The following is an 8,367-nucleotide window of genomic DNA, read 5'->3' as shown; positions in this document are numbered from 1 at the left end:
CGTCAAGATCCACCAGTCATTGATCTTCAGGCGTAATCTGAGGACGGAAGTAAAGATTGAGATTTACAGGAGCCTGGCGAACGACTATTTCCAAATGAACCAGTTTCCGCGCGCCGAGGAGAACGCTAAGCGTATCTTGCGGCTCGACAGAAAAAATGAATGGGCAGCTAAGTTTCTCGTCAAGATCTGTGAACGCCGGAAGCGCTGGCAGGATGCATCGCTATATCTTAAGAAACTCGAGCGAATTACGGGTGAGCCGGATTTACGGAACCACGCCCGCTACATTATGATGCAAGGTAGAGAGAATGAAGATCGAGGCGAAATTGAGCAGGCAAAAAATTGCTATCTGAAGGCTGTGAAGACTGATGAGCAGTTTGCCGATCCTCACCTCTATCTAGGGAATATTTTTCAGAGGGAAAAAGATCTTGAAAAAGCGGTGGAACACTGGATGAAATTCGCCGAAAAATCTGCCGGGTCGGGAAAGCAAATTTACGTCCGGTTGGAGAAGGCTCTGTTTGAATTGGGGAGATTTAGCGACGTTGAAGAATTCTACCGCAAGCTAATGTCAGCGGACGGCGGCAATACGGATGCTGTCTCAGGTCTTGTAAATGTAATGGCTGCCAGGGGAGAGTATGACCAGGCGTTGACTCTCGTTGATGAGGTCCTCTTAAGGAATAACAGGTCTATCCGTGCCCGTCTCGCCAAAATGAAGCTTGCTCTGCGCGAGATACAAAAGGATCAATTGGCGGCAGAGATCGATGAGATTGTCGATCTGATTCATGATGGGAAGAGCACTCCTGTCCGATCGTCTTGACGAGTTTGCCACCATGCGAAAAGCTGTAGTTTTAATTGTTGCACTTACGCTAGCGACTCCGATTGCAGCTCAGGATCTTACTGCTCTGTTCCGCAGTGTCGAGGCGGGTGATCTGGAGCGAGTGCGCGGCGAACTGCCACGACTGTGGGAGCAGTATCCCAACAGTGCCGGCGTGGCGTATCTGGATGCTGTTACACAAGAGCGAGCCGAGGAGGCCGTCATCGCCTACAAGAAGCTGATCCAAAACTTCCCTGACAGTCCGTACGTGGACGACGCCATGATTAAGGTGGGTGAATATCTGTTTGCCCGGGGACTCTATACACAGGCCAGCCGAGAACTGGCGAAGTTGCCCAAGATCTTTCCAAAATCAGCGCATGTTCAACGTGCCGTAGACCTGCAGATCAACTCTCTGCTTGCTATCGGGGAAAATGACAGCGCAAAGATCTACATACGGCGATATTCGCGTCAATTTCCTTCTCTCGATTTCAACTACAATCTTGAGGGCAAAGGACCGCTGTCCGTCCGGCCACTGGAGTCGGCGGCGGCATCTTCTCTGACTGAAGGGATGAAGCAACCGTCTATGGCGGCGGTGGCGAGCGCTCCAAGACCAAAACCGCCATCGGTTGCGAAGACGAGAACGGCACCGGGGCGCCAGGTAAAGTCTGCAACAGAACAGTCTGTGCCGCGACCATTCATCATTCAGGTTGGGGCCTACGGTTCCGTCCAAAACGCCATGCGTCAGAAGATGCTATTGGAGCAGCAAGGTTACACCGTAGATTTGTGGCCCATCACTGTGAGTGGTAAGAAACTTCAGGCCGTTCAGGTTGTGAGATTTGAAACCAGGGGAGAAGCTGAAAAGATCGGTCGAAAACTCAAGTCAGATTTCGGCTACAAGTTCATTGTGTTGGAGAGGTTGGAGAAGTGAAGTTCTTAGGTTATGGCGAAGGCTGAGGCTAAGGTTTGACGATGGTCAGGAGGAGGGAAATGATTGTGGAATCGATTGGATCGGTTCCTTCGCCTTTGCCTCATCCTTAGCCTTAGGATTGGGAATGATTGCGAGGCTGGTGCCCGCCGCGGTCTTCAAAACCGTTGGGACGGTGTAGAGCCGTCCGGTGAGTTCGATTCTCACGCGTTCCCGCGAAACAGCTGGGTTCCCTGAAACCATTCCCAGAGCTTATTGGCAAAATCATATCAGCCGGTGGTATTTTCAAATACAAACCATAAGGGTCAAACCAATCTGATTGATCAATATGTCTGATTCAGCCGCCTCTGAACTGTTGCAGAAATGGGTGACTGCAGTAAATGGTGGTGACCCAAATCAGGTTACCAATCTTTATTATGAGGATGGGATTTTGCTGGGAACATTTTCCAACAAGGAAAGGGTCGGGCATGATTTGATTTTTGAATATTTTGAAAACTTGCTGAAATCCCCAGTTGAGGTTAAGATTGTATCAGAGAACCCTCGTGTTTTTAATTGTGGGTCGGATGCCGTAAACTCTGGTCATTACAATTTTGTGACAAATGGCAAGACAATCAACGCCAGATTCTCATTTGTTTATCACGATTTTTTGGAACAGGATGGAACAATCGAATGGAAAATTATTTCACATCACTCTTCAGTAATGCCTGAAACTTGAAAACTTTCTAACGATATGATTTTTGTTTTCTTCTTCTAGCTAGGAATTGTTCTTTGGTGAGAAGATTACTACTAGTGTGTCTGTTCCTGGCGCCGTTGTGGTGCCAGGAGAATAAGCTGTTCTGGGACGGAAACGACTGGAACAGACTCTCACGGCAGACAGCTGGCTATCCGGAGTTCGCCTACCTGGTGAAGTCCTCCTATGTTAACGGACTACTGGATGGGCGGCTGTATGACTACTTCAAGATATGGCCTGCCGATTCAACAGTGGCCGATTCTATTCTGGCGGGTGAGATCGTCGATTATCTCAAGACGTCGGAACTTATCCGGTCGCTGGACAATTTTTACAACGATCCCCTCCGCAATTACATCCCAGTCGCTTCCGCCATCATCATTGTTAATATGCAGGCCGAAGGACATTCTATGCAAATGATCGACGCTTATACTGAGAAGAGTAAGGAGTGGATCAACAGATTGATGCTGCAAATGCAGGGAGAAGACCAGTTTCTCCTCATGAAGAAAAAACAGAAAAAACTGACTGAAAAGAAAAAGGAATAGCGGGAAGTATTACTCGATTCTGATCAGCCCTTCCACCGGGCTGTAGGCAAAGACCCTCGGATCATTCCTGAACTTGACGTAACTGATATGGTAGCGGTAGCGATGATCTTTCGCGCGATTGAACGGATAAGTAACACCCCGCACCGCCGTCTGGCCATCGGTCATCATCGGTTCATATTTGTGGAGGTGTACAATCTTTTCCTCGGAGACAATATTGGCTGAAGGATCAGATTCAGTCAGGAATCCGTGGAGTTGCGTGACCGTTCTACCTGAATTGTTATCAATCTGGACGACTACGTACAGCAGATCATCTTGCACGATTCTTATGCGTACATCTACATTGAAAAGTGGTCTGTCCTGAGCGGTGGAAAGGGAAAGGAGGGCGACAATAAGAAGGGAGAGCCTTTTCACAGTACCAATTTATTGCGGCGAGGCCGACAAGTCAAGTGTAGCCGCCGTAAGTAAAATGATGACCGCCCGCCCTCTCCGCCGGCTGGCGGATTGGGAGCAGGCGGGGAGCATAGTGGAATCATTTTGAATCTGTTGTTGGGAGTTTACCGTTAGTTTTGTAACAATTTCGCTCCACTTCATTGTAGCACTCCATTTTCTGGTGCGGCCGCTTCGGTCAGGGATTGTGGAACCGAGCGACATGCGTTAAGTTAGACAGGACGAAATAATGACGGAAGCTGATTTCAGAGAAATCCTGAGGGAGCTGGACGAGTTAGTGCGGGTGAGAAAAGTTGGAGCCAGCGGAGAAACCTGGGTAGCATTAGCCGACTTGCACAGCGGTAAGACTGTGGAGGAGATCCGCCGCCGCCTAGCCTCCTTTCCGGTGGATGCGGATGTGAGTCATCAGGACGGTACCGTCTGGCTGAAGATCACAGATCGGCCGCAGTTTGCTGGTAAACCTGAACAGGTCATCGTTATACCCAAGATTAATCTTTTTCTCTTCTTGGCTACTGTTGTCACTACTCTCCTGGCGGGCTCCGTCCTGGAAGGGGGCAACCCGTTTGTGCGTGTCAGCGATGTTACCATGGGGATCCCTTTTTCAATCACATTGCTTCTGATTCTAGGTTGTCACGAATTCGGTCACTATTTCTACGCCAGAAAGCATCATGTGGATGTAACATTGCCGTATTTCATTCCAGCACCGACGTTCATTGGTACGCTGGGTGCGCTCATTCGGATCAAGAGTCCCATCCACAACCGGAAGGCGTTGCTGGAGATTGGCGCTTCCGGGCCTATCGCCGGATTCTTGGTGGCAGTGCCCCTTCTATTCTTAGGGCTGAGTCAGTCGCAAGTGGTGCATATCGAGCCGGGCACAGCCATCATTCTGGGCGATTCTTTGCTGATGAAATTTGCAACCACCACAGTCTTTCCGGGGCTGGCCGAGAATGAGGACATTATGCTCAATTCTGTCGCCTTTGCCGGCTGGATCGGTCTGCTGGTGACGATGCTGAATCTACTCCCGCTCGGTCAACTTGACGGGGGGCACATAGCTTACGCCATAATGGGCGAGAAGCACAATCAGATGGCAAAGTGGGCTTTCCTGATGCTGATTCCCCTCAGCTTTTTCTCACTGAACTGGCTCATCTGGGGCGGCCTCATATTGCTGCTCATGCGATCAGTGAAACATCCCCCCATTCTAGACATGACAACACCACTCGAATCCAAAGACAGGACAGTAGGGATCGCCTGTCTCATCATTTTTGTAATCTGCTTTGTCCCCGTCCCCTTCGGCTAAGTGACCGGCTGATGTTCATGCGCCGCCTCAGGATTCTGACACTGACTATTCTTCTTATCGCTACGGCGTCGGCTCAGAGCCGCGTGGGGCAGTGGAAATCGTACACCTCCTTCCTTAATGTTCGTGAAACTATTGAGCTCGACGGCAAACTGGTTTCTGTCACCTCCGGCGGAATCCTCATCTACGATCCTGTCACGACTGAGTTCGAGACGCTTACCAACGTGGACGGATTAGCCGAGACCGATCTGGCTACCCTTTCCATCGATGTCAACGGTCATCTATGGCTCGGCAGTGCGGCGCCGCTGGGAATCGTGCAGATCTACGACCTTGCTAATCGCCAATCCATAAAAACGTTTGACTTTGAACTGTCGCAGATTACCGATATCGCCACTTTGGACTCGGTCGTCTTCGTCGCCTATGCGCAGAATCTCGACTGGGGAATTCTTGAGTTTACCAATCGAGACGGCAATTTCATCTATCGTCAAATCCTGAACCCCTCAGTGGACCGCCTCGGTGCCATCGTCGGGCTGACCATCCGCGGCGATATTCTGTATGCCGGGACTGACAGGGGTATCTTCTTCGGTGATTTCAGAAAGTATATTCTCAACTATCCGCAAAATTGGGAAAGTGTAACACGATTCGAAGAGAAGGACGTCACCGTCTTCAGTGATCTTGATGAGGATATGCTGGTTGTGGCCAACGGCGAGGTGTGGCTTTACGGTGACGAATCGAAACTTCTGAGTGCAGCATATGCTGACACGACACTCTTATTGGATGTAGCTTTAACGGCCGATGGAACCCTCTACGGGATTACAAGATGGAAACTCGTCCGTTTTGGGGCCGATGGAACTATCGCTGAAACTTGGAGGACCCGCGCAAGGGCTCAGCAGCTACTGGCACTCAGTGACGGCAATGTTGTGGTGGACAGCGACCACGGATTCGCCGTCTGGCGGCCTGACAGGGAACGGTTCGAATGGCTGGCGCACAATTCACCCATCAGCAATGTCTATACGGCCATGGCGGTTCTGGACGACGGCCGTCTCGTGGCGGCGGGTCCCGAGGGAATCTCTATCCTCAATGAGGATGGCTGGTATAATATAATTTCTTCGAAGACAAAATGGGCCGTTTACGGTTACGGTCCCGAAGCTTATAACAGGTTTGTTGCCGATACTGTTCAGTTGCGGATGAATCGCGTCTGGTCGCTACTGGAGGAGAGGGAGATCATTACGCTCTCCTATCAGGGCGTGATTCCGGCGCGCAACGATTTCGATCAGCCTGTAGGTGGCGGCGTGGTGATTATCGACCTGAACGACCCCGGTGGTCTTATGGTTTACGACACCACAGGCGGTCGACTTGAGCCTTTTGATGAACGTGGCTACATGAATGTCCGTGGCCTCCATCATGATAGTGACGGCAATCTCTGGATCGCCAACTTTGGGGCGGGTGATCTCGACAAGAAGATTTCGGTAGCCACTTCCGGCGGAGAGTGGTTCAATATTCCACAGCTGGGCGGTGGGATTCTACAGACACTCGACAACCCCACCGATATCGTCACACCGGAGAAGAATGTTGTACTCATCGGCAGCAGTAAGGATGACGGTCTGTTCGTGCTCAAGCTGGATCAGAGTTCAGACGGTGACGGCGTACCAGACGCCCTCGACTCTGATGATGACAACGACGACCTTCCCGATGCGGAGGACTGGGATGACGATAACGACGGCATCGCGGATCAGAGCGATGATTTGCCTGTGACGTGGGTGAACTTCTCAACAAACCACGGCCTAGACAATAACACAATCTGGTCTCTTATCTCGCCCGAGCCGGAAATGGTTTTGGTTCTCACCGCACAAGGACTCCAGCGGCTGACTTTCAGCGGAGACTACACGAAAGTAACACCCTATTTCTTTACTTATTTCTCGGGCGTGCCGTTCGGAGAAGGATCGAAACTGGTCATGGACGGCAGGGAGAATATATGGGTTTCATCGGTCACCAGCGGACTCTACGTGTTGCTCGCCAACGCCACGCCGTGGCCCGACTGGGGCGGTTTCCGCCACGACAACAGCTATCTCCTTTCTGATGCCGTGACAGCAGTGGCGATCGACGATAAGCGCGGACTCGCCTTCATCGCAACATCAAAGGGGATCAACGCACTGCGAATACCTTTTGCCGGTAAAAAGCAGTCTTATTCCAAGGTAAAGACTTTCCCCAGCCCATTCAGAATTCCCAGTGCCACACCCATGGTTATCGACGGTTTGATGGATAACTCTTCCCTCAAGATCATGACGCTTTCCGGCAAGGTGCTGCGGGAGATTCAGTCTACATCGATTTCAGTCCAGGGCTTTCAGGCATTCTGGGACGGAAAGATGAACGACGGCCGCTATGTAGGGACGGGTATTTATCTTGTGGCGATCTACGCCGAGAGTGGCGAGTCCAAAGTGACAAAGATTGCTGTGATTCGCGAGTGAGTGAAGCGGCTGACCATCCTTCCGCGGCTCAGATTTCGGAGCGAGGATCTTTAGACAGTTGTCCGGAGTATTCGAGACTCCATCGAAAGAACAGTTCCCAGATAGCTCTTCTCCGTTAGCTCAACGGCGGAGTCTGTCATGGGGTAGATATGGGTGCCTCCGCGCTACTCTTTGCTGGTCTGCTGACTGGGAAAGTACTCCGGCACCAGCCCAAAGTCTCCTTCCAGCTCATCCGCAATTGTTCTGATCATCTGCTTCCGTTCGCTGTAGTTCAAGAATGAACTCTTCATGGCGGTGATAATGACCTCGCGGAAATCGTAGAGGTTAAAGTCGTAAAGTTCATGCGCCGTCCAGAATTCTTCAGTCAAGGTGGTGTTAGATATGAGACGATTATCGGTATTCAGTGTGACCCGAAGACCTTGATCGTAGTAATAGCGTACAGGATGATACTTGAGACTGCGGACGCTCTTTGTGTGGAAGTTGCTCGTAAGGCAGACCTCAATGGCAATTCGATGGTCATTCATGTACTGCATCAAATTGTGGTCTTCCTTTAACCGGGTGCCATGACCTATGCGGTGTGCGCCGCAATAATGAATTGCCTGATGAATCGACTCTGGACCGAACGCCTCTCCTGCGTGGATAGTGGCGTTGATGTTATTGTTTAGGATGAGATAGAATGCTTCGCGGTGATGTTTGGCGGGAAAATTTTCTTCCGCTCCGGCGAGGTCAAAACCAACGACGCCCTTGTTCTTGAACTGAACAGCTAAGTCTGCAAGTTTGAGAGAGATTTCAGGACTGATGTTACGGATACCGCATATGATGATGCCCGACTTGATGTTGAACGCTTTTTCGGCCCGCTTGAGACCTTCCCGTACCGCTTCCACTGCTTCCTGAGGTGTCATACCTTGCTTTGTATGCAGGATCGGCGAGTATCGGACCTCGATGTAGCGCACATTCTCCGCTGCCGCATCTTCTGCCAGCTCGCACGCCGCCCGCACCAGACTGTCGTGAGTCTGCAATGTGCTGAGAGTCAGCTCAAACCTGTCGATATATTCCTCCAGTGTACATCGTCTTTTGCCGATGGCAAGGATCTTGTGCAGTTCTTCGGGATCGGTAACCGGGAGCTCAACCTTGTCTTTTTGCGCCTGGT

Annotated in this window: 9 protein-coding genes and 1 tRNA gene; 7 read left to right on the top strand and 3 right to left on the bottom strand. The window is 50.9% G+C overall.

The window, feature by feature from the left end; genetic code table 11:
• The 5 genes from QF669_09385 to QF669_09365 form a co-directional block, all read left to right on the top strand.
• Positions 1-814, top strand: an 814-nt coding sequence (locus QF669_09385) for a tetratricopeptide repeat protein (GenBank protein MDP6457641.1), incomplete at its 5' end; no start/stop codon positions are given.
• Positions 780-1,739 carry an SPOR domain-containing protein gene (locus tag QF669_09380; protein ID MDP6457640.1) on the top strand — a complete coding sequence of 320 codons (960 nt, stop codon included), beginning with the start codon at positions 780-782 and terminating at the stop codon, positions 1,737-1,739. The genes QF669_09385 and QF669_09380, both read left to right, overlap by 35 nt.
• Positions 1,740-1,859: 120 nt before the next feature.
• Positions 1,860-1,952: transfer RNA gene (locus QF669_09375), tRNA-Sec, on the top strand.
• A gap of 112 nt (positions 1,953-2,064) precedes the next feature.
• On the top strand, positions 2,065-2,451 hold the full coding sequence (locus QF669_09370; GenBank protein MDP6457639.1) for an SgcJ/EcaC family oxidoreductase: 387 nt from the start codon (positions 2,065-2,067) through the stop codon (positions 2,449-2,451).
• A gap of 56 nt (positions 2,452-2,507) precedes the next feature.
• A complete protein-coding gene (locus QF669_09365) occupies positions 2,508-3,008 on the top strand; it encodes a hypothetical protein (GenBank protein ID MDP6457638.1) in 501 nt (166 codons plus the stop codon).
• 9 nt (positions 3,009-3,017) lie between these two features.
• Here QF669_09365 and QF669_09360 read toward each other — a convergent pair whose 3' ends face one another.
• Positions 3,018-3,419: a hypothetical protein gene (locus QF669_09360; protein ID MDP6457637.1), complete on the bottom strand. Its 402-nt coding sequence runs from the start codon at positions 3,417-3,419 to the stop codon at positions 3,018-3,020.
• Between the two features lie 9 nt (positions 3,420-3,428).
• Positions 3,429-3,599, bottom strand: a complete 171-nt coding sequence (locus QF669_09355; GenBank protein ID MDP6457636.1) for a hypothetical protein — start codon at positions 3,597-3,599, stop codon at positions 3,429-3,431.
• Positions 3,600-3,684: 85 nt separating this feature from the next.
• On the opposite strand from QF669_09355, the gene QF669_09350 reads away from it, so the two are divergent.
• The gene (locus QF669_09350) at positions 3,685-4,752 is read left to right on the top strand and encodes a site-2 protease family protein (protein ID MDP6457635.1); all 1,068 of its coding nucleotides are present in this window, start codon (positions 3,685-3,687) and stop codon (positions 4,750-4,752) included.
• A 17-nt stretch (positions 4,753-4,769) separates the two neighbouring features.
• Positions 4,770-7,217, top strand: coding sequence for a hypothetical protein (locus QF669_09345; protein ID MDP6457634.1), 2,448 nt, complete (start codon positions 4,770-4,772; stop codon positions 7,215-7,217).
• A gap of 164 nt (positions 7,218-7,381) precedes the next feature.
• Here QF669_09345 and add read toward each other — a convergent pair.
• Positions 7,382-8,367, bottom strand: a 986-nt coding sequence (gene add, locus QF669_09340) for an adenosine deaminase (GenBank protein ID MDP6457633.1), incomplete at its 5' end; no start/stop codon positions are given.

The organism is Candidatus Neomarinimicrobiota bacterium, from assembly GCA_030743815.1.
Classification (GTDB): domain Bacteria; phylum Fidelibacterota; class Marinisomatia; order Marinisomatales; family S15-B10; genus UBA2146.
The sequence above is the reverse complement of the archived record's forward strand: the minus strand, read 5'-3'. Positions and strand labels throughout refer to the sequence as shown.